The 18,844-nt window shown below is 63.9% G+C and carries 17 protein-coding genes and 1 tRNA gene; 15 read left to right on the top strand and 3 right to left on the bottom strand.

What is annotated here, in order from left to right:
* Window positions 1-92 precede the first annotated feature (92 nt).
* Window positions 93-1,226, top strand: a complete 1,134-nt coding sequence (locus K0F86_RS09860; RefSeq protein WP_219134210.1) for a nuclear transport factor 2 family protein — start codon at window positions 93-95, stop codon at window positions 1,224-1,226.
* Window positions 1,227-1,228: 2 nt separating this feature from the next.
* Here K0F86_RS09860 and K0F86_RS09855 read toward each other — a convergent pair whose 3' ends face one another.
* On the bottom strand, window positions 1,229-1,969 hold the full coding sequence (locus K0F86_RS09855) for a GntR family transcriptional regulator (protein WP_219134209.1): 741 nt from the start codon (window positions 1,967-1,969) through the stop codon (window positions 1,229-1,231).
* 330 nt (window positions 1,970-2,299) lie between these two features.
* Here K0F86_RS09855 and K0F86_RS09850 point away from each other — a divergent pair, with 330 nt between their 5' ends.
* From K0F86_RS09850 to K0F86_RS09800, 11 genes are all read left to right on the top strand, one after another.
* Complete coding sequence (locus K0F86_RS09850; RefSeq protein ID WP_219134208.1) at window positions 2,300-3,586, top strand: D-amino acid dehydrogenase; 1,287 nt, start codon at window positions 2,300-2,302, stop codon at window positions 3,584-3,586.
* Window positions 3,587-3,657: 71 nt separating this feature from the next.
* Complete coding sequence (locus tag K0F86_RS09845; RefSeq protein WP_219134207.1) at window positions 3,658-4,107, top strand: YchJ family protein; 450 nt, start codon at window positions 3,658-3,660, stop codon at window positions 4,105-4,107.
* A 40-nt stretch (window positions 4,108-4,147) separates the two neighbouring features.
* Window positions 4,148-5,770: a carboxyl transferase domain-containing protein gene (locus K0F86_RS09840; protein WP_219134206.1), complete on the top strand. Its 1,623-nt coding sequence runs from the start codon at window positions 4,148-4,150 to the stop codon at window positions 5,768-5,770.
* A gap of 13 nt (window positions 5,771-5,783) precedes the next feature.
* Entirely contained in the window at window positions 5,784-6,572 is a 789-nt protein-coding gene (locus K0F86_RS09835; RefSeq protein ID WP_219134205.1) for an enoyl-CoA hydratase/isomerase family protein, read from the top strand.
* Between the two features lie 45 nt (window positions 6,573-6,617).
* Window positions 6,618-7,958 (top strand): adenosylmethionine--8-amino-7-oxononanoate transaminase, encoded by a 1,341-nt coding sequence (gene bioA / locus K0F86_RS09830; RefSeq protein WP_219134204.1) that lies wholly within the window; start codon window positions 6,618-6,620, stop codon window positions 7,956-7,958.
* A 1-nt stretch (window position 7,959) separates the two neighbouring features.
* Window positions 7,960-9,156 (top strand): 8-amino-7-oxononanoate synthase, encoded by a 1,197-nt coding sequence (bioF, locus tag K0F86_RS09825; RefSeq protein WP_219134203.1) that lies wholly within the window; start codon window positions 7,960-7,962, stop codon window positions 9,154-9,156.
* Window positions 9,146-9,937 (top strand): dethiobiotin synthase, encoded by a 792-nt coding sequence (gene bioD, locus K0F86_RS09820; protein WP_219134202.1) that lies wholly within the window; start codon window positions 9,146-9,148, stop codon window positions 9,935-9,937. The genes bioF and bioD overlap by 11 nt, the downstream gene beginning before the upstream one ends.
* A gap of 33 nt (window positions 9,938-9,970) precedes the next feature.
* Window positions 9,971-11,017 carry a biotin synthase BioB gene (gene bioB / locus K0F86_RS09815; protein ID WP_141171161.1) on the top strand — a complete coding sequence of 349 codons (1,047 nt, stop codon included), beginning with the start codon at window positions 9,971-9,973 and terminating at the stop codon, window positions 11,015-11,017.
* 159 nt (window positions 11,018-11,176) lie between these two features.
* Window positions 11,177-13,204: an acetyl/propionyl/methylcrotonyl-CoA carboxylase subunit alpha gene (locus tag K0F86_RS09810; RefSeq protein WP_219134201.1), complete on the top strand. Its 2,028-nt coding sequence runs from the start codon at window positions 11,177-11,179 to the stop codon at window positions 13,202-13,204.
* 11 nt (window positions 13,205-13,215) lie between these two features.
* Window positions 13,216-14,148 (top strand): glyoxylate/hydroxypyruvate reductase A, encoded by a 933-nt coding sequence (locus tag K0F86_RS09805; protein ID WP_219134200.1) that lies wholly within the window; start codon window positions 13,216-13,218, stop codon window positions 14,146-14,148.
* Between the two features lies 1 nt (window position 14,149).
* The gene (locus K0F86_RS09800) at window positions 14,150-15,073 is read left to right on the top strand and encodes a hydroxymethylglutaryl-CoA lyase (protein ID WP_219134199.1); all 924 of its coding nucleotides are present in this window, start codon (window positions 14,150-14,152) and stop codon (window positions 15,071-15,073) included.
* Window positions 15,074-15,242: 169 nt separating this feature from the next.
* On the opposite strand, the gene K0F86_RS09795 is transcribed toward K0F86_RS09800, so the two are convergent.
* Window positions 15,243-15,319 (bottom strand) — tRNA-Pro (locus K0F86_RS09795).
* A gap of 166 nt (window positions 15,320-15,485) precedes the next feature.
* Here K0F86_RS09795 and K0F86_RS09790 point away from each other — a divergent pair.
* Entirely contained in the window at window positions 15,486-16,115 is a 630-nt protein-coding gene (locus K0F86_RS09790) for a hypothetical protein (RefSeq protein WP_219134198.1), read from the top strand.
* A gap of 59 nt (window positions 16,116-16,174) precedes the next feature.
* On the opposite strand, the gene rsmI is transcribed toward K0F86_RS09790, so the two are convergent.
* Entirely contained in the window at window positions 16,175-17,083 is a 909-nt protein-coding gene (gene rsmI / locus K0F86_RS09785; RefSeq protein WP_096232747.1) for a 16S rRNA (cytidine(1402)-2'-O)-methyltransferase, read from the bottom strand.
* Between the two features lie 165 nt (window positions 17,084-17,248).
* On the opposite strand from rsmI, the gene K0F86_RS09780 reads away from it, so the two are divergent.
* Window positions 17,249-18,445 (top strand): penicillin-binding protein activator, encoded by a 1,197-nt coding sequence (locus tag K0F86_RS09780; RefSeq protein WP_219134197.1) that lies wholly within the window; start codon window positions 17,249-17,251, stop codon window positions 18,443-18,445.
* A gap of 11 nt (window positions 18,446-18,456) precedes the next feature.
* Window positions 18,457-18,816 (top strand): YraN family protein, encoded by a 360-nt coding sequence (locus K0F86_RS09775; RefSeq protein ID WP_219134196.1) that lies wholly within the window; start codon window positions 18,457-18,459, stop codon window positions 18,814-18,816.
* Window positions 18,817-18,844: the final 28 nt, after the last annotated feature.

Here is an 18,844-nt window from a genome sequence, read left to right as displayed (position 1 = left end):
TAATTTCCCTGCATTTCGATAAATTATCGACCATCAACGACCTGAAATAGTCGTTGCTCCGATAAACGCCGTTCTACATGCAGGGTAAATCCATGATTCAGTTTTTATTGCGAACGATACTCGTTTGTTGCTTGCTCAGCAGCGCCGCCGCCGGCACCGCCGCCACCGCCGACCAGGACGAAAATGCCATCCGGGAGACCGTGCGCTTGTATCTGCATGGCACCAGCTTCAACGTACCGGACGAGATCAACCAGGCCTTCCATGCAAGCGCCCGTCTTTACCTGGACGGCAAAAACGATGCGGAATGGGAGCTCAGTGGTCCGGAATACGCCAAACTCTTTTCCCAAGAGAAAATAGGGCAATTCAATGGGCGCCACGGGCGACTGATCAAGGTGGAGGCGAGCGGCAAGGTGGCCACCGCCAAGGCCGAGATCCACATTCCCCAGCACGGGGTGCGCTATGTGGATGTATTTCTGTTGAAAAAGATCGCCGGCAACTGGAAGATCATCAGCAAGTCGGCCGATCGCGAGCCGGCAGCCCCGCGCCGCGCACGCAAAGTGCTGCTGGTGGTGTCGAATGTGCATCAATATCCGGGCACGAAAATTAACGCTGGCAATAATTTCCCCGAGCTGGCCTATACCTATGATGCCTTTCGCAAAGCAGGGTATGCGGTCGACTTCGTCAGTCCCGACGGTGGCGCCATTCCTTTGGAAATGATCGTCACGTCGGATGAGTTGCTCAAGAAGCATCTGTACGACAGTGATTTCATGTGGGCACTGGCCCATACCAGGTCCGTCGCCGAGGTCAGGGCAGACGAGTATGCGGGCATGGCGTTCGTCGGCGGCGGCGCGGCCATCGTCGGCATCCCGGACAACAAGCCGCTGCAAGACATCGCTGTGCGCATCTACGAACAACAGGGCGGGGTGATCGCGGCCATCTGCCATGGCACCGAGGGCATCAAGAATCTGAAGCTCAGTGACGGGACTTTCCTGATCCAGGGCAAGGTGCTCACCTCGTTCCCCGATGCGTATCTCAACAAGGAATCGCCGGTATACAAGGCCTATCCCTTTTCGGCGGAAGCGAGCATCAAGCGCCATGGCGGCATCTTCAGGCACGGCGCCAACGGCAAGAGTCACGTCGAGGTCGATGGCCGGCTGGTAACCGGCATGAGCTGGGAGTCGTCCGTCGGCGTGGCCGAATCCATGATCCGCCTGCTCGATCAGTAGATTCAGGGAGCGCGGCGCATCTCCGCCACAAAATCGTAATGATCGCTGCGGCAATACGAATGCGTGAGTTCCACCGCCTCGCCCGATTCCAGGTAGGCGATGCGCGTAATAAATAGCACGGCCTGGCCATCAGGGATGCCCAGCTGCTTGGCCAGCACGTCCGTCGCGTTCATGGCGCGGATGTGCTGCAAGGCACGCACGGGGGCCTTCTTGATGCTGTTCAAGTATTCGTACAGCGAATCGCCCACGGCGGCCGGATCCGGCACCACGCTGAATGGCAGCACGCTCACTTCATACGCCATCACCACATCGTCGGCCAGGCGCAAGCGCTCGAGGCGCGCCACTTTCGTGTTCTGCGCCAGGCCCAGGCTCAGCTGTTCATCGCTGCTGGCGATGACGACATCGCGCTTGAGCCAGCGCGAGCCGGGGCGGTAGCCGCGCTGCTGCAACTGCTCGGAAAAGCTCGACAGGTTCGACAGCGGCTGTTCGATGCGCGGGGCAATATAGTTGCCCGAACCACGGCGGCGCACGACGAGGCCTTGCTCGACCAATTGATCGATGGCCTTGCGGGCAGTCACGCGCGATACGTCGAGCAGTTCGGACAGGGTTCGTTCGGATGGCAGGGCCTGGTCTACCTGGTAGCGGCCGTTGCGTACGTCATCGCTCAGCTTGCGGGCGATCTGCATATATAAAGGCGAATTGTCATTTAAATCGACCTTGAGTTCTACGCTGGTCTGGCTCATACAGTTCTCCTTGTCCTCCTAGTGTAATAGCGATGGCGCTTGCGCGTAGCCCGTCCACCCATGAATAAATGGAAAATGGCCATAAATAACGGTTATACACTTAAAAAAACGATGTTTTACCGTACGTATCGCTTTGCATTATAGATAAATAAGCAATATTTATTGGCGTAGTCAAGCATCGCGCCCTATGCTGGTGGCGCCTCCACCACACCGCGAAACAGGGAAACATGCACATGACGGGATTACTGGAATGGTGCATTCCTGAAAGTTATGGCTGCACCATGATGTTTCATTGGCTGCCGTGATGGCCAGCCCCTAAGCTCTCATCGAATGCTCCCGCACCATGGGAGCGCAACGCAGCGAGGCAACATGCAGCAACACGTCATCATCATCGGCGGCGGCGTCGTCGGTCTGACATCGGCCTGGTGGCTGGCCGAGGCCGGCTACAAGGTCACGGTACTGGAACGCAATGAACAAGTGGCGATCGCCGCCAGCTACCGCAATGGCGGCCAGCTCAGCTATCGCTATGTGGCGCCCCTGGCGGACGCGGGCGTGCCGTTCAAAGCCCTGCAATGGTTGCTGCAGAAAGATGGCCCGCTGCGCTTCCGGCCCGAAGCGGACTGGCGCCAGTGGCGCTGGCTGGCCAGTTTCTTGCGCAATTGCAATGCTGCCAGCAATGCCCGCACGACGGCCAAGCTGCTGCAGCTGGGAGAATGGAGCCGCGCCGGCATGGCGCAGCTGGAGTTGACGGTGCCGCCCGAGGCGTATGCCCGGCGCGATGCGGGTAAACTCATCGTCTACCGCTCGCCCGCCATCTTCCAGCGGGCCGTGGCGCGGCCGGAATCGGAAGAGGCGCGCGTCGTGCTGTCGCCGCAGGAAGCGGTGCAGCGCGAACCGGCGCTGGCCGCCTTGCAGGGCGCCCTGGCGGGCGGCATCTTTACCGAAGGCGAAGCGGTGGCCGATTGCCACGCCTTTTGCCTGGCCCTGGAAGCGCGCCTGCTGCGGCACCCAAATTGTTCACTCATATTGAAAGGCGAGGCGCGCCGCCTCGTCACGCACAGGGGCAGGATCGCGGGCCTCGACACCAGCCTGGGCCTGTTGCAAGCGGACCACTATGTGCTGGCGGCCGGCATCCAGAGCCGCGACCTGGCCGCCACGGCGGGCATCTACCTGCCCCTGTACCCGCTGAAGGGCTACAGCCTGACGGCGCCCATCCGCGCGCAAGACCGGGCGCCCGAGATCAGCATCACGGATTTCGAGCGCAAGGTGCTGTATGCGCGCATCAAGGGCGACTTGCGCGTGGCCGCCATGGTCGACATGGTGGGCACCGACAACAGCATCGATTGGAACCGCATCGCGGGCCTGACGCGCCTGGCGCGCGAAGCCATGCCGCACGGCGCCGATTACGACCAGGCCACGGCCTGGGCCGGCCTGCGCCCCGCCACGCCGAACAGCGCGCCGCTGGTGGGCGCCAGCAAAGTTGCGAACCTGTGGCTCAACGTGGGCCATGGCCCGCTGGGCTTTACCTTTGCCGCCGGCACGGCGCGCATCCTCGCCGATCTCATGGCCGGCAAGGCGCCACCGTTCGCGCTGGACTTCCTCAGCCCTGAAAGATAGCGCGCTGGCGACCGGCGCCGCCTTTATGGCGGATAATTGCGGAACTTTCCTGTTCCCCTATCCGTTACCGCATGCCCACACCTTCGACATCTGCCGCCTGCCCTTGCGGCGGCGCCTCCTACGCCAGCTGCTGCGGCCCGTATCTCGCGGGCGACGCCTTGCCGCCCACGGCCGAAACCCTGATGCGTTCGCGCTACACGGCGTTTACCTTGCGCGATGAACCCTACCTGCGCGCCACCTGGCACGCCAGCACCCGTCCCGCCGACGCCTTGTTTGCCGACGAAGAAAAAGTCCACTGGCTGGGACTTGAGGTAAAATCTGCTTTACGTTTACGTCAACGTAAAGCAGAATCAGACTATCAAGCCGAAGAGATACACCGCGATACCGTGGAATTCGTGGCCCGCTACAAGGTCAACGGCCGCGCGCACCGCCTGCATGAGGTGAGCCGCTTCGTGCGCGAGGCGGGCGAGGGCGGTGGTGCCCTGCGCTGGTTTTATCTCGACGGCAGTTTTCCCGAATAGCGCGACCCGAGAGACCGGGCGATCATAAAAAGGAACCGCAATGCCGCACATCGAAAGCAAACTCAATCCGCGCAGTGAAGATTTCAAGGCCAATGCCGCGGCCATGCAAGCCATCGTCGACGATTTGCGCGACAAGGTGGAAAAGATCGCGGCCGGCGGCGGCGAGGCGGCGGCGGCCAAGCACCTGGCGCGCGGCAAACTGCTGCCGCGCGACAGAGTGCAGATGCTGCTCGATCCCGGCACGCCTTTCCTCGAGTTTTCCCAGATGGCGGCCTACGCCATGTACCAGGACGCCAAGGGCGTCGATGCGGCCCCTAGCGCCGGCATCATCACCGGCATCGGCAGGGTCTCCGGCCAGGAATGCGTCATCGTCTGCAACGACGCCACCGTCAAGGGCGGCACCTACTACCCGATGACGGTGAAAAAACATTTGCGCGCCCAGGAAATCGCCGACCAGAACAACCTGCCCTGCATCTACCTGGTCGACTCGGGCGGCGCCAACCTGCCGAACCAGGACGACGTCTTCCCTGACCGCGACCATTTCGGCCGCATTTTTTATAACCAGGCGAATTTGTCGGCCAAGGGCATTCCGCAGATCGCCGTGGTGATGGGTTCTTGCACGGCCGGTGGCGCCTACGTGCCGGCCATGAGCGACGAGTCGATCATCGTCAAGGAGCAGGGCACTATTTTCCTCGGCGGCCCGCCGCTGGTGAAGGCGGCCACCGGCGAAGTGGTGACGGCGGAAGACCTCGGCGGCGGCGACGTGCACACGCGTTTGTCCGGCGTGGTCGACCACCTGGCGCAGAACGATTTGCATGCGCTGTCGCTGGCGCGCACCATCGTCTCGAATCTGAACCGTAAAAAACCGCAGCAGATGGCGCTGCGCGAGTCCGTGGAACCGACATACCCGACGCAGGAACTGTATGGCGTGATCCCCGTCGATACGCGCAAGCCGTTCGATGTGCGTGAAGTGATCGCGCGCATCGTCGACGGCAGCGATTTCGACGAATTCAAGGCCCGCTACGGCACCACCCTGATCTGCGGCTTTGCACACATCTATGGCGTCAAAGTGGGCATCATCGCCAATAACGGCATCCTGTTTTCCGAATCGGCCTTGAAAGGCACGCATTTCATCGAATTGTGCTGCCAGCGCAAGATCCCGCTGGTCTTCCTGCAAAACATCACGGGCTTCATGGTGGGCCGCAAGTACGAAAACGAAGGCATCGCCCGCAATGGCGCCAAGATGGTGACGGCCGTGGCCACGGCCGCCGTGCCGAAATTCACGGTCATCATCGGCGGCAGCTTCGGCGCCGGCAACTACGGCATGTGCGGCCGCGCTTTTTCCCCCCGTTTCATGTGGATGTGGCCCAATGCGCGCATTTCCGTCATGGGCGGCGACCAGGCGGCATCCGTGCTGGCCACCGTCAAGCGCGACGGCATCGAGGGCAAGGGCGGCGCATGGAGCGCGGACGAGGAAGCGGCCTTCAAGCAGCCGATCAAGGATCAATATGAACACCAGGGCCACCCGTACTACGCCACCGCGCGCCTGTGGGACGATGGCGTGATCGACCCGGCCGACACGCGCATGGTGCTGGGCCTGGGCCTGTCGGCCGCCTTGAACGCGGAAATCCCGGACACGAAGTTCGGCGTGTTCCGCATGTAAGGGAGAGAAAACCATGGAATTTGAAACCTTAAAGCTGGTCATCGAGGGCAATGTCGCCACCGTGACCCTGAACCGCCCGGACGTGCGCAACGCCTTCAACGAGACGACGATCGCCGAACTGGCGCGCGCCTTCGAGGGCCTGGGGCGCAGCGACATGGTGCGCGCCATTGTGCTGGCGGCGAATGGCGCGGCCTTTTGCGCCGGCGCGGACCTGAACTGGATGAAGAAGATGGCAGGCTACACGCATGCCGAAAACCAGGCCGACGCGCTGCAGCTGGCGCAGATGCTGCGCACGATTTACCGGTGTCCGAAACCCGTCGTGGCGAAGATCCAGGGCGACTGTTATGCGGGCGGCATGGGCCTCGTCGCCGCATGCGATATCATTCTGGTTGCGGAAGACGTGCATTTCTGCCTGAGCGAAGTGCGGCTGGGACTGATCCCGGCCACTATTTCACCGTATGTCATCAAGGCCATGGGCGAAAACGCGGCACGCCGCTATTTTCTGACGGCGGAGCGATTCTCCGCCCAGGAAGCGTTGCGCATCGGCTTTGCCCACGAGGTAGTCGCTGGCGACGCGCTGGACGCGAAAACGGCCGAGGTGCTGAAAGCGCTGACGGGCAACAGCCCGCACGCCGTGGCGCAAGCGAAAACGCTGGTGCGCGAAATCGTTGGCCAGCCAGTCGATGACGCGCTGCTGGCGGACACCGCCGAGCGCATCGCGCAGATCCGCGCCTCGGAGCAGGGCCGCGAAGGCGTGCAATCGTTCCTCGACAAGCGCAAGCCGGGTTGGCTCATGGGCTAGTTAATAGTCTAGAGCTCATGGACTAAGAAAATCATTGGAGCAGTTTTGAAAGCAGAAAAACAATCGGGCTGGGTCGAACGCAGTCTGCGCAGCGTGTGGCACCCTTGCACACAGATGCAGCATCACGCATCGGCTAACGACGCTGTACCGCTCATCCCCGTCAGCCACGGCCGCGGCGCCTGGCTGTATGACCACGAAGGACGACGCTACCTGGACGCCATCAGCTCCTGGTGGGTGAACCTGTTCGGCCACGCCAATCCGCGCATCAATGCGGAACTCAAGGACCAACTGGACCGGCTGGAACACGCGATGCTGGCCGGTTTCACGCATGCACCAGTGGTCGAACTGTCGGAAAAGCTGTCGGCATTGACCGGCGGCGTGCTCGGTCACAGCTTTTACGCGTCCGACGGCGCGTCGGCCGTGGAAATCGCCCTGAAAATGAGCTTTCACGCCTGGCGCAACAGCGGCAAAAGTGAAAAGCAGGAATTCGTCTGCCTGAAGGGCAGCTACCACGGCGAAACCATCGGCGCGCTGGCCGTCACCGACGTCGCGCTGTTCAAGGATGCCTATGGCCCCCTGCTGCGCGCATCAACGACGGTGATGTCGCCCGACTTCCGCCAGGCCGCCGAGGGCGAATCCGCCGAAGACGTGGCGCGCCGTGCGGCGGCCGACATGGAACGGCTGTTCCAGGAAAAGTCGGACAAAATCGCCGCCATCATCATCGAGCCGCTGGTGCAATGCGCCACCGGCATGGCCATGCACGACCCGCTGTACCTGTCGCTGGTGCGCGCCCTGTGCGACCGCTATCAAGTCCATTTGATCCTCGACGAAATCGCCGTCGGCTGCGGGCGCACGGGCACCTTCTTTGCGTGCGAACAGGCCGGCATCTGGCCCGACTTCGTGTGTCTCTCCAAGGGCATCAGCGGCGGCTATTTGCCCCTGTCCCTCGTGATGACGCGCGAAGACATCTACCAGGCGTTCTACAGCACCGACGTGCGCCGCGGCTTCTTGCATTCGCACTCTTACACGGGCAACCCGCTGGCGTGCCGCGCGGCGCTGGCGACCTTGTCGATCTTCGAGGAAGACGATGTGCTGGTGGCCAACCGCGCACGCGCCGCCAAGATCACGCGCGCCCTGGCGCCGCTGGCGCAGCACGAGCGCGTAAAGCACTTCCGCCAGCAGGGCATGATCTGGGCGTTTGACGCCGTCGATGCGGCGCCCGATTTTTCGCGCCGCTTCTTCAGCACGGCGCTGGAACACGAACTGCTGATGCGCCCCATCGGTTCGACCGTCTACCTGATGCCGCCGTACATCCTCGACGACGCCGAAATCGCGGGCCTGGGCCAGCAGACCTTGGCCGTCTTCAACAAAGTGATCGGAGCCTGAGATGGAACTGATCGCGCAATTGCAACAGCAGCTGCAGGGACTGGAAGAGCGCAGCCTGATGCGCCGCCGCCGCACCGTCGACACGCCGTGCGCGCCGCGCCTGACGGTGGACGGGCGCGCCATGCTGGCCTTTTGCAGCAATGACTACCTGGGCCTGGCGTCGCATCCACGCATCGTCGCCGCGCTGAAAGAGGGCGCCGACCTGTATGGCGCCGGCAGCGGCGCTTCGCACCTGATCAGCGGCCACAGCCGCGCCCACGCGCAGCTGGAAGAACGCCTGGCCGCGTTTGTCGGCGCCAACCTGGAACAGGCGCGCGCCCTGTATTTCTGCACCGGCTACATGGCTAATTTAGCCGTGCTGACGGCCCTGGCGGCGGGCGACGCGGACACCGAGATCTTCTCGGAAGCGCTGAACCACGCCTCGCTGATCGACGGCACGCGCCTGGCGCGCGTCAAGACGCACGTGTACCCGCATGCGGACCTCGATGCCCTGACGGCCCTGCTGGCGGCCAGCAAAGCCAAGACCAAGATCGTCGTCACCGACAGCATCTTCAGCATGGATGGCGACCTGGCGCCGCTGCCCGCGCTGCTGGCCCTGTGCGAGCAGTACGGCGCCTGGCTGGTGGTCGACGACGCGCACGGCTTCGGCGCGCTGGGAGCCGACGGCCGCGGCGCGCTGGAACACTTCGACCTGCATTCGCCGCACCTGGTCTACGTGGGCACCCTGGGCAAATCGGCCGGCGTGGGTGGCGCCTTTGTTTGCGCGCATGAAGCCGTGATCGAAACGCTGATCCAGAAGGCGCGCCCCTACATCTTCACCACGGCGGCCGCGCCCGCGCTCGCGCATGCGCTGCTGGCCAGCCTGGACATCATCGCCGGTGATGAAGGAAAACAACGCCGGATGCACCTGGCGGCGCTGGTGGCGCAATGGAACGAGGGCTTGCAGCTGCAGCGCTGGCAAGCCTTGCCATCGCTCTCCGCCATCCAGCCCGTCATCATCGGCGACAACGCGGACATGCTGGACATCGCCGCCCAACTGTACCAGCAGGGACTATGGGTCGGCGCCATCCGCCCACCCACCGTGCCAGCGGGGTCGGCGCGCCTGCGCGTAACCCTGTCGGCCGGCCACACGGCGCAGGAAGTGGCGCAATTGATCAACGCAGTCAACACCCTGGAAAGGACTCGCCATGAGCCTTGATGACCCCATCGTGGCCGAAGTGCTGGCGGACCTGGCGCCGGCCATGCAGCCGGCTCCGGCAGCCATTGGCCTGCCCTCGCGCTTTGCCTGTTTCGTCACCGGTACCGACACGGAAATCGGCAAGACCCTGACCTCGTCGGCCCTGCTGCACGCGCTGGTGGTGCGCGGCGTGCGCGCCTGCGGCATGAAGCCCGTGGCCGCCGGCGCCGAGATGCGCGACGGCGAACTGCATAATGAAGACGCCGACAGCCTGATCGCCGCCGGCAACGTCACCATGCTGCGCAATATCACCACGCCCTACATGCTGAAGGAAGCGGCCGCGCCGCACATCGCCGCCGCGCTCGAAGGCGTGAGCATCGAATCGGTGCCGATCCTGGCCGCCTACCTGGAAATCGCCGCCGCCTCGGATGCCGTCGTGGTCGAAGGCGTGGGCGGTTTCCGCGTGCCGCTGTCGCCCGGCTTCGATTCGGCCGACCTGGCGCAGCAACTCGATCTGCCCGTGATCCTGGTGGTCGGCATGCGTTTGGGCTGCATCAGCCAGGCCTTGCTGACGCTGGAAGCCATCGAAGCGCGCGGCCTGACGGTCATCGGCTGGGTCGCCAACACCCTGGAAGTGGAAATGCGCTTCCTCGACGAAAATATCGATGCGCTGATCGAGCGCATCCCGGCGCCGCTGCTGGGCAAGGTGCCGCGCCTGGCGCAGCCGAGCGCGCAAGCGGCGGCGGCGTATCTCGATTTCACCGGCTTGCCCAACTGGCCGGCGCAACATCCCAACACTTAAACGTATCCAAAAAAATAGAAACGAAGGAATCACATGTCTCACGTCCAAGAAGCAGCAAAAACCGTCGAACTGCACCGCCCTGCGGCGCGCATCACCGTGCCGGAAGCGGCCACCTGGCCCGTCGCCGATGTACTGGCCCTGTTCGACCTGCCATTCAATGACCTGATGTTCAAGGCCCAGCAAACCCACCGCATCAACTTCCCCGATGGCGACGTGGAACTGGCGACCCTGTTGTCGATCAAGACGGGCGGCTGCGAGGAAGACTGCGGCTACTGCCCGCAGGCGGCCCGCTATGACACGGGCGTGGAAGCGAAAAAAATCCTCGACATCGACACGGTGCTCGACGCGGCGCGCCAGGCCAAAGCCAACGGTGCCACGCGCTTCTGCATGGGCGCCGCCTGGCGCAGCCCGAAAGAGCGCGACATGGAAAAAGTCGAAGAGATGGTGACCAAGGTGAAGGCGCTGGGCCTGGAAACGTGCGCTACTTTGGGCATGCTGGAAGAGGGACAGGCGGACCGCCTGAAAAACGCGGGCCTGGACTTCTACAACCATAACCTCGATACGGCGCCCGAGTTCTACGACAACGTCATCTCCACGCGCGAATACCAGGACCGCCTGGACACTTTGGGCCGCGTGCGCGAAGCGGGCTTGAAAGTGTGCTGCGGCGGCATCGTCGGCATGGGCGAGACGCGCTTGCAGCGCGCGGGCCTGATCGCCCAGCTGGCGAACCTGAACCCGTATCCGGAATCGGTGCCCGTCAACCACCTGGTGCAAGTGGAAGGCACGCCTTTGTTTGGCCTGGAAGCGCTCGATCCGTTCGAATTCGTGCGCACGATCGCCGTGGCCCGCATCACCATGCCGAAGGCGCGCGTGCGTTTGTCGGCGGGCCGCCGCCAGATGGGCGAAGCCGTGCAAGCGATGTGCTTCCTGGCTGGCGCCAATTCCATCTTCTACGGCGACAAGCTGCTCACCACCGACAACCCGGAAGCGGAAGACGACCGCGTCTTGCTGGGCAAACTGGGCTTGCAGACGCGCGGCGCCATGCTCGACTCGGTGCAGAAAGAGAAGTGTGGCTGCTGATGACAGCCTTGTCGGGTTACGCCGTGCCGGCTAACCCGACCTACGAATACCGCCTCACCATGCGTAGGTCGGTTTAGCGCGTAGCGCGTAAACCGACAAACCAGCAGAACAGGTCCATTAAGAGACAGCTGCCCCTTTTTGAGAGAATAGAGAGAGACCATGTTCACTAAAATCCTGATCGCCAACCGCGGCGAAATCGCTTGCCGTGTCGCCGCTACCGCCCGCCGCATGGGCATCCAGACCGTCGCCGTATATTCGGAGGCGGACGCCAACGCCAAGCACGTCGCCGTGTGCGACGAAGCGGTGCTGATCGGCCCCGCGCCGGCCAAGGAAAGCTATCTGTGCGGCGACAAGATCATCGCCGTGGCGCTGGCCACTGGTGCGCAGGCGATCCACCCCGGCTACGGCTTTTTGTCCGAAAACGCCGACTTCGCCGACGCCTGCCACGCGGCGGGCCTGGTCTTCATCGGCCCGCCGGCATCGGCCATGCGCGCCATGGGCTCGAAATCGGCCGCCAAGTCGCTGATGGAAAAGGCCAACGTGCCGCTGGTGCCCGGCTACCACGGCGAGGAACAGGATGCGGACTTCCTGCACGGCCAGGCCGACAAGATCGGCTACCCCGTGCTGCTGAAGGCCTCGGCCGGCGGCGGCGGCAAGGGCATGCGCGTCATCGAAAACAGCGCCGACTTCAAGGCCGCGCTGGCCTCGTGCAAGCGCGAAGCGATCAGCTCTTTCGGCGACGACAAGGTGCTGGCCGAAAAATACCTGTCGCGTCCGCGGCATATCGAAATCCAGGTGTTCGCCGACATGCTGGGCAACTGCATCTACCTGTTCGAGCGCGATTGTTCGGTGCAGCGCCGTCATCAAAAAGTGCTGGAGGAAGCGCCGGCGCCGGGCATGCCGGCGGAGCGCCGCGCGGCCATGGGCGAGGCGGCCGTCGCCGCCGCCAAGGCCGTCGGTTACGTGGGCGCGGGCACGGTGGAATTCATCGCCAATCAGGATGGCTCGTTCTACTTCATGGAGATGAACACGCGCCTGCAGGTGGAACACCCGGTGACGGAAATGATCACCGGTACCGACCTGGTGGAATGGCAGTTGCGCGTCGCCTTTGGCGAACCGCTGCCGAAGAAACAGAACGAATTGACGATCCACGGCCACGCCATCGAGGCGCGCATCTATGCGGAAAATCCGGAGAAGGGCTTTTTGCCATCGATCGGCACCCTGCGCCACATGCAGTCGCCATCGGCCGTCACGTTCGAGCTGGGTGGCACGCTGGTACCGGCCGCCGTGCGCATCGATTCGGGCGTGCGCGAAGGCGACGCCATCTCTCCGTTCTACGACCCGATGATCGCCAAGCTGATCGTCTGGGGCGCGGACCGCCGCGAAGCGCTGGCGCGCATGGCGCAGGCGCTGTCGGAATACCAGATCGTGGGACTGGCCAGCAATATCGCCTTTTTGAAACGCCTGGTCGAAGGCCAGGCATTCAGCTCTGCCGATCTCGATACGGGCCTCATCGAGCGCAATCAGGCGTCGCTGTTTCCCGCCCTGCAGGCGGCGCCCGATACGGCCCTGGCGCTGGCGTCCGTCGCCCTGCTGACGCAAGAAAAAGCCGCGTCCGAAGCGCAGTCGAGCAACCCCGCCGACCCGTGGGGCAATGCCCTGGGCTGGCGCTTGAACAGCACCCTGGGACGCAGCCTGGCGTTTGCCGATGAATTCGCGCTGGCTGGCGACAGCAAGGCCTATGCCGCGCGCATCGCCTACAAGACGGATGGCTGGCGGTTCAACGGCCAGCCCCTGACCCTGACGGCGCACCAGGGCAACGAGCTGCACATCAAGCTCGGCGAGCGTGCCGTGCACGGCACGGTGCTGCGCGACGGCGAACAGTTCCACGTGTTCACCAATGGCTTGCACTACACCCTGCATTACAGCGACCCGATGGCGCATGCGGGCGAAGTGGAAGCGGAAGGCGGGCGCCTGACGGCACCGATGCCGGGCAAGGTCGTCGCCGTGCTGGTGAACAAGGGCCAGGACGTCAGGAAGGGCGAGCCTTTGGTCATCATGGAAGCGATGAAGATGGAGCACACGATCGCCGCGCCGCACGACGGCCTGGTGGAAGACGTGCTGTACGCCGTCGGCGACCAGGTGGCGGATGGCGCGCCGCTGCTGGCCTTCAAGGCTGCCGCATAGAGGCTGGCACGATGCGCATCCTTTTACAACGCGCGGATGGCAAGGAAGCGGCGTGGATCGCCGATTTCAAGGACTTGCTGCCCGAAGCCGAGATTGTCTTCTGGCGCGAAGGCGAGACGTTCGCGCCATGCGACTATGCCGTCGTGTGGCAGCCGCCCGCCGCCATGCTGCCCGCATTGCGCGAAGTCAAAGCCATCTTCAACACGGGCGCCGGCGTCGACGCGCTGTTGAAATTCGGCGACGCGCTGCCCGCCCATGTGCCGCTGGTGCGCCTCGATGATGCGGGCATGGGCGTGCAGATGGCCGAATATGTGAGCCACGCCGTGCTGCGCCACTTCCGCCGTTTCGACGACTACGAAGCGCAGGGCCGCGCCGGCATCTGGCAGCCGCTGCCCGCCTTCGACAAGATGGATTTCCCCGTCGGCGTGCTGGGCATGGGCGTGCTGGGCACGCGCGTGCTCGAAGCGCTGGCGCAATTTGAATTTCCTTTGCGGGGATGGAGCCGCAGCCGCAAGCAGCTCGATGGCGTGCAATGCTTCGCGGGCGAGGAGGGGCTCGATGCCTTTTTGCGGGGCACGCGCGTGCTGGTGTGCATGCTGCCGCTCACGCCGGACACGCACAACCTGCTCGACCGCGCGCGCCTGTCGATGCTGCTGCCGGGCGCCTACGTCATCAACGTGGCGCGCGGCGCGCATCTCGCCGAACCTGATTTATTGACGTTGATCCGCTCCGGGCATATCGCCGGGGCGACACTCGACGTGTTCCGCAACGAGCCGCTGCCGCAGCAGCACCCGTTCTGGCAAGAACCGCGTATCACCATCACGCCGCATATTTCGGCCGCCACCCTGCGCCGCGAAAGCGTGGCGCAGATCGCCGCCAAGATGCGCCGCCTGCACGCCGGAGACTCAGTCGCCGGTATCGTCAACCGTTTGCAAGGATATTGAGATGAGCAATCAACCGCATTTGCCGCAACAGGTCAAGATCGTCGAAGTGGGCCCGCGCGACGGCCTGCAAAACGAAAAGGACACCATCAGCGCCGCCGTCAAGATCGAGCTGGTCGACCGCCTGACCCTGGCCGGCTTCGCCAACATCGAGGCGGCGTCCTTCGTCTCGCCGAAATGGGTGCCGCAGATGGCCACCAGCGCGGAAGTGATGGCAAAGATCGCGCGCCGCCCGGGCACCATTTATTCGGCGCTGACGCCAAACATGCAGGGTTTCGAGGCGGCGCTGGCGGCGAAGGCCGATGAAGTGGTGATCTTCGGTTCCGCCTCCGAGGCCTTCTCGCAAAAGAACATCAACTGCTCGATCGCCGAATCGATCGCCCGCTTCGAAGGCGTGGCGAAAGCGGCCAAGGAACACGGCCTGCGCCTGCGCGGCAGCATCAGCTGCGCCTTCGGCTGCCCCTACCAGGGCGACGTGCCGCTGGACGCCGTGGCCGACGTGGTGGGCCGCATGCGCGACCTCGGTTGCGACGAGATCGACATCGCCGACACCATCGGCGTGGCCACGCCGAGAAAAACGCAGGCGGTGATGCAACGCGCCATCGCGGCTTTCCACGTGGGCGGCCTGTCCGGCCACTTCCACGACACCTACGGCCAGGCGCTGGCGAATATCTACGCCAGCCTGGAGGTGGGCATCGCGATTTATCACTCGTCCGTGTCGGGCCTGGGCGGCTGCCCCTACGCCAAGGGTGCCACCGGCAATGTGGCCACCGAAGACGTGCTGTACATGATGCAGGGGCTGGGGATAGACACCGGCATCGACCTGGACCTGGTGGTCGATGCGGGGCAGTTCATCTCGCAGCAGCTGGGGCGCAAGGGGTCGAGCCGCGCGGGTAATGCCATTGCGGCGAAACGCCTCGCGGCGTAGGTCGGATTAGCGTGGCGGAGCCACGCGTAATCCGACAACAGTGTTTGCCATGACCCTGGTGGTGTCGGATTACGCGCTTGCGCGCTAATCCGACCTACCCGACCGGCGTGACCCGTACAGACGAAAAAAAACCCAAGAGTCGAAACTCTTGGGTTTTTTTCTACAAATTTGGTCGGAGTACAAGGATTCGAACCTTGGACCCCCTGGTCCCAAACCAGGTGCGCTACCGGGCTGCGCCACACTCCGAAGACCAAGATAATACAGGCCGTATCGACTTCGGTCAAGGGTCAGGTGAAACTCTGTGTAAATTATTTACGCGCGGCACTGCGACTCATGTATTTTTCAAAACGATACAAGTATGCGACACTCGGTTTGCAAGTTTTCCCGATCAGACATGAAGGCGACGACGGCAATGGATTTCAGTATTGAAAGAAGCGACGGCGGCCAACCCTTGCCGAACCGCCGCGGCATCGCGCTCGGCGTCGGCGTGTCCTTGCTGCTGCATGGCGCCTTGATCTACTTGTGGCGCCACGTGCAGCCGTCTGTGCCACCGGACACGGCCCCGCGCGTGGAATCGATCGCCGTGTGGATACGCCCGCTGGCCGCCAGGCCCCCGCCGCCGCCTGTCGAGGTGGTCAAGCCGAAGCGGGAAGCCAAACCCGTCAGCAAGCCAAGACTCGCCGCTGCCCGCGAAACACCGGCGGCGGCATCCAGCCCGCAAGCCATCACGGTCGTGCCCGCATCACCGGCCACGCCGGCGGCCAGTCCCGATACCTTCAGGCAAGAAACTGCGGAGACGCCAAAGTTCGACATGGAAGCAGCCAGGAAGACGGCGCGCAAGATGGCGGGCGAACGCGACCCGTCCAAGGTGGGTACGGCCGTGGGGCAAATCCCCGACAAGCCGCTGCAAACGGAAAGCCAGCTGGCGCGCGACATCGCGCAAGGCAAGCGCGGCGATTGCCGCACCGCTTATGCAGGGGCGGGCTTGCTGGCGCCCGTGCTGATGTTGCTCGATAAAAAGGATAGTGGTTGCAAGTGGTGAAAATTTAACAACATACCCACTTGGGCATGATCCCACCCAAAATGGGTATGTCGGAAAAATTATTCCTGCCCCTTCAACTGCAACGCCCGTTCATACAGGGCGTTTTTCTTGCGGCCCGTGATTTGCGCCGTCAGATTCGCCGCCTGCTTGACGCTGCATTCGGCCAGCAGGATGTTCAGGATGCGCTCCGCTTCCACGTCTTCCGCGTCCTGCGCTTCGGTCGCGCCTTCCAGCAGGACGACGAACTCTCCCTTTTCGCGGTGCGCGTCGGCGCGGATCCAGCTTTCCGCTTCGGACAGGGGGCAGCGGTGGATTTCCTCGAACATTTTCGTCAGTTCGCGCGCAAATACCACCTGGCGCGTGGGCTCGAACGCTTCCACCAGGGCCGTGGCGCAATCGAGGATGCGGTGCGGCGCCTCATAGAACACCATCGTCGCCGTCACGCCGCGCAGGCTGTGCAAGATGTTTTCGCGCTGCTTGGCCTTCGCCGGCAGGAAGCCGACAAAGTAAAACTGGTCATTCAACAGGCCGCTGGCGGAAATGGCCGTGATCGCCGCCGACGGACCGGGCAGGGGTAGCACGCGCAAGCCGGCCGCGCGCACGGCGTCGACGATGCGCGCGCCCGGGTCGGACACGGCCGGCGTGCCCGCGTCCGAGACGAGGGCGATGCGCTCGCCCGCGTGCAGACGGGCAATCAGCGTTTGCGCCACCTCGCGCTCATTATGTTGATGCGCCGCAATCAATGGCTTGTTCAGGCCGAAGCGCGTCAGCAGGTGCGCCGTGTTGCGCGTATCTTCACAGGCGACGGCGTCGGCAATGCTCAGCAAATGCAGCGCGCGCAGGCTGATATCGGTCACATTGCCGATCGGCGTGGCCACTATATACAATGTTGCGATAGGATAGACCTGATGCGCCGCCTCTGTCATGATGGGCAGGCTGGCGATGGAACTGATTTCTTGTACGGTCATTTTGGAGGTTAAATGCTTGCTAATAGTGTGAAGTTACTGCTTGTTTGTGCCGCGACCGGCATGCTGAGCGCTTGCAGCACGCCTTGCGACGCGCCCGGGCAATTGTGCGCGCCTATTGAATCTAACACAAGGGCGCTACCGCCACCGAAGCCGCTGCCGCCGCCCGTGCCGCCGAAACCGCCCGCGCCCGAACCGGTGACGTTTGCCGTGGCCGTGCCCGATATTACCGCGTACGACGGCAACGGCGCGCCGCTGCCGCCCATCAGCACCAAGCCGGCGACGGGCACGCCGCAAGACATGCCGGCCGCCACGGCGCCGTCCGATGGCAAGGTCCACCACATCGGCCTGCTGCTGCCGCTGCGCTCGGCCTCCCTGGGCCCGGCCGCCGAATTGCTGCGCACCGGTTTCATGGCCGCGTATGAGCGCGACCGCAGCGGCTTCGAAGTGACGGTGATCGACACGGGCGACGGCAGCACGGATATCCTGAACAAGTTTGCGCAAGCGCAAGAGGAACAGGACGTCGTCGTCGGGCCTTTGTCGCGCTCGGCCGTGACGGCCGTGGCGAATAGCGATCTGGTGCGTAAGCCGACGATCGCCCTGAACCACCCGGACAACCGCGGCGAGGCGCGCCTGCCGGCCAAGCTGCTGGTGATGGGCCTGTCGATCGAGGCGGAAGCGCGCCAGGTCGCCGCCTGGGCCGCCAGCGAACAGCCGGGCGCCAGCGCGCTGATCCTGTCGGCCGGTTCGCCTTCGCAGCGCCGCATCAGCGCCGCCTTCAAGCAGGAATGGCTGCGCCAGGGCGGCAAGGTCGATGCGATGGACTTGACGGCCACGAACGGCTACCTGAGCGATGCGGAACTGGTGCAGCTGCGCGCACGCCTGGCCGCGACGCCGCCGGGCCTGCTGTTCGTCGCGCTCGACGCCGACCAGGCGCGCCAGCTGCGCGTGGCCATCGGCAGCGATCTGCCCCTGTATGGCACCTCGTCCTTGAATCCCGGCGCCGGACGCGGCGCCAGCGGCCCCGAGCTCGACGGCGCGCGGCTGCTGGATTTGCCATGGCAAGTGCAGCGCGACCATCCGCAAGTGATGGTGTATCCACAGCCGCCGCAGCCTGCCGAACGCCGCCTGACGGCCGACATGGAACGCCTGTATGCGCTGGGCATCGATGCCTTCCGCGTGGCGCGCGAAGTGGCGCTGCGCCCGAACACGCCGTTCACGCTCGATGGCGTGACGGGCCGTCTGGCTGTACGCTTTGACGATGATCAAAGCGTGTTCGAACGCACGGAACAAGCCGCCACCTACCAGCAGGGCATGCTGGGCACCTGGCCGCCGGCCGCGCCGGCCACGCCACCGGTACAGTAAGGACATGCGCCATGCCGCCCTTCGCTTTCTGGAACAAACGGGAACGGGGACGGCAGGGAGAAGACGATGCGCTCGCGTATCTGCTGCTGCAAGGCCTGGTGCTGCTGCAACGCAATTATCTGTGCAAGGGCGGCGAGCTGGACCTGATCATGCGCGATGGCGCCTGCATCGTTTTCGTCGAAGTGCGGCTACGCAGCAGTGCAGCCTACGGCGGCGCCCTGGCCAGCATCACGCCAGCCAAACAGCGGCGCATGGTGCTGGCCGCGCAAACCTGGCTGCAGGCGCAAAAGACTTTGCCGCCGTGCCGCTTCGACGCGCTGGCCATCGATGGCGGGCGCATCAGCTGGCTGCAGAACATCCTCGATATGTAAGCATTTTTAACAGTGCTTGTCCGCCATG

Origin of the sequence: Janthinobacterium sp. UMAB-60 (genome assembly GCF_900095235.1) — a bacterium.
In the GTDB taxonomy this organism is placed as follows: domain Bacteria; phylum Pseudomonadota; class Gammaproteobacteria; order Burkholderiales; family Burkholderiaceae_D; genus Janthinobacterium.
This window is presented reverse-complemented; position numbering and strand designations above follow the sequence as displayed.

Coding starts and splice junctions, on each gene's coding strand:
- K0F86_RS09855 (WP_219134209.1), bottom strand. CDS start 1,969: ATGAGCCAGACCAGCGTAGAACTCAAGGTCGATTTAAATGACAATTCG.
- bioD (WP_219134202.1), top strand. CDS start 9,146: ATGAGCCTTGATGACCCCATCGTGGCCGAAGTGCTGGCGGACCTGGCG.
- K0F86_RS09790 (WP_219134198.1), top strand. CDS start 15,486: ATGGATTTCAGTATTGAAAGAAGCGACGGCGGCCAACCCTTGCCGAAC.
- K0F86_RS09840 (WP_219134206.1), top strand. CDS start 4,148: ATGCCGCACATCGAAAGCAAACTCAATCCGCGCAGTGAAGATTTCAAG.
- K0F86_RS09805 (WP_219134200.1), top strand. CDS start 13,216: ATGCGCATCCTTTTACAACGCGCGGATGGCAAGGAAGCGGCGTGGATC.
- K0F86_RS09800 (WP_219134199.1), top strand. CDS start 14,150: ATGAGCAATCAACCGCATTTGCCGCAACAGGTCAAGATCGTCGAAGTG.
- K0F86_RS09850 (WP_219134208.1), top strand. CDS start 2,300: ATGCTCCCGCACCATGGGAGCGCAACGCAGCGAGGCAACATGCAGCAA.
- K0F86_RS09775 (WP_219134196.1), top strand. CDS start 18,457: ATGCCGCCCTTCGCTTTCTGGAACAAACGGGAACGGGGACGGCAGGGA.
- bioB (WP_141171161.1), top strand. CDS start 9,971: ATGTCTCACGTCCAAGAAGCAGCAAAAACCGTCGAACTGCACCGCCCT.
- bioF (WP_219134203.1), top strand. CDS start 7,960: ATGGAACTGATCGCGCAATTGCAACAGCAGCTGCAGGGACTGGAAGAG.
- K0F86_RS09810 (WP_219134201.1), top strand. CDS start 11,177: ATGTTCACTAAAATCCTGATCGCCAACCGCGGCGAAATCGCTTGCCGT.
- K0F86_RS09860 (WP_219134210.1), top strand. CDS start 93: ATGATTCAGTTTTTATTGCGAACGATACTCGTTTGTTGCTTGCTCAGC.
- K0F86_RS09835 (WP_219134205.1), top strand. CDS start 5,784: ATGGAATTTGAAACCTTAAAGCTGGTCATCGAGGGCAATGTCGCCACC.
- rsmI (WP_096232747.1), bottom strand. CDS start 17,083: ATGACCGTACAAGAAATCAGTTCCATCGCCAGCCTGCCCATCATGACA.
- K0F86_RS09845 (WP_219134207.1), top strand. CDS start 3,658: ATGCCCACACCTTCGACATCTGCCGCCTGCCCTTGCGGCGGCGCCTCC.